Origin of the sequence: Streptomyces katrae, from assembly GCF_000966975.1 — a bacterium.
Lineage (GTDB): Bacteria > Actinomycetota > Actinomycetes > Streptomycetales > Streptomycetaceae > Streptomyces > Streptomyces katrae.
The window spans coordinates 1-1,756 of record NZ_JZWV01000157.1 but is presented as its reverse complement, the minus strand read 5'-3'; the positions used below and the strand labels follow the sequence as shown (position 1 = coordinate 1,756).

The following is a 1,756-nucleotide window of genomic DNA, read 5'->3' as shown; positions in this document are numbered from 1 at the left end:
AGTGTAGGCCACCGCCTCCCGCAGCGCCCGCGCCAGCCCCGGGTGCGCGGCGGCCGCGGCCCCGCCGTCCTCCGCCACGCGCTCGCGCCAGTCCGCCCACTCGCGGGCGATCTGGTCCGCGCCCAGCCGCCGCTGCACCGGCCCCCAGCCGTCCGCCGAGGGCGGCGCGAGCGGCACCCGCCCGGTTCCGTCCGCGCCCCGCTCCGGGTCGTGCGGAGCGGGGATGCCGGGCGTGGCCACGGTCAGTTCCAGCGGCCAGCCCGCCAGCGAGAGCACGACCGTCCGCTCGTCGGGCGACAGGTCGTACTCCATGCCGCAGTCCCAGGAGGCGATGGCGGCGGCCACGAGCGAGACGTCGTCCACGACGACCGTCCAGCGGGCACCGTCCTCGTCCTGGCCGAGCACGAGCCCGTACCCCTCGGCGGCAGGGGGCACGCCCAGCAGGGCGCAGGCCTCCGGGAAGTCGTCGCCGAGCAACGCCGGGAACTGCGTGGGGGTCAGCAGCACGGCGCTCAGCACGTACAGCGAGCCCCCGCCCTCCTCGTCCGACACCTGGCCTCCCGATCGCAGTCCCGTCGGCGCACCCTAACCAGCCGGTAACTCGCACGTCGAGACCCGGCGGGCGGCGATTTTCAAGCCCGCTACCTGCACGTAGAGTTGGGCACCCGCCACAGAAAGGGAGACCGGTGCAGCGTTACGACCGGCTGAAGGAGATCCTCCGGCTCGACCCCGACAAGGACTTCCTCGCCATCTACCGGCTCACCGCCACCTACGAATTCCCCTGGGACTTCACCCGCGCCCTGGAACTCGCCCTCTTCCGCACCTACGCGGTCCCGAGCATCGGAAGTCTGCTCGCCGAGACCGCCGAGTTCACCGAGCGCCCCCAGAAGCGCTACGACGACACCGCGCTGCTCCTCGACGCGGTCGTGGAGCACGGCTTCGACCACGACACGGCCCGCACCGCGATCCGCCGCGTCAACCAGATGCACCGCAGCTACGACATCTCCGACGACGACATGCGCTACGTCCTGTGCACGTTCGTGGTGATCCCCTCGCGCTGGATCGACGCCTACGGCTGGCGCCCGCTGACCCACCACGAGCGCCGCGCCTGCGCCAACTACTACGCCACGCTCGGCAGACACCTGGGCATCAAGGACGTTCCGGGCTCGTTCGAGGAGTTCGAGGCCACCCTCGACGCCTACGAGGAGGCCCACTTCGGCTGGGACGAGGGCGGCCGCGCGGTAGCCGACTCCACCCTCGGCCTGATGGCCTCCTGGTACCCGGCGCCCCTCGCCCCCGCCGTCCTCCGCGCGAGCCGCGCCCTCCTGGACGAACCGCTGCTGGAGGCCTTCCGCTACGAGCGCCCCCACCCCGTGGTCAGCCGCCTGGTGCACGGCGCCCTGCGGCTGCGCGGCCGGGCGGTACGGCTGCTGCCGCCGAGGAAGGCCCCGCACTACGCGCGCCAGAACCCGGAGATCAAGGGCTACCCCCACGGCTACGACGTGGGCGAGCTCGGCACCTTCCCCGTGCCCGGGGCGAGCGGCTGCCCCGTGCCCCACCCGCGCCGCCCGGCCGGAGCGGACGCCCAGCCTCCGGCGTAGCCCCCGGGTCCGGCGGGGACCCCGGCGCGCGGGCCGACGTAAAAGAAGGAAAAGGGCCGCTCAGGCGCGGCGCACGGCCAGGGCCAGGAAGCGGGAGTCCTCGTCGGCGTACGAGGTCATCTCCCAGCCGGCACCGGACAGCAGCGGGCCGAGGT

The 1,756-nt window shown here is 73.7% G+C and carries 2 protein-coding genes; one reads left to right on the top strand and one right to left on the bottom strand.

Translation table 11 applies throughout. The features are described 5' to 3' along the window. Positions 1–552 (bottom strand): hypothetical protein (locus VR44_RS07915; RefSeq protein ID WP_045946674.1); only part of this gene is annotated, 552 nt, incomplete at its 3' end. Between the two features lie 134 nt (positions 553–686). Here VR44_RS07915 and VR44_RS07910 point away from each other — a divergent pair. Further along, a complete protein-coding gene (locus VR44_RS07910) occupies positions 687–1,601 on the top strand; it encodes an oxygenase MpaB family protein (protein ID WP_045946673.1) in 915 nt (304 codons plus the stop codon). Positions 1,602–1,756: the final 155 nt, after the last annotated feature.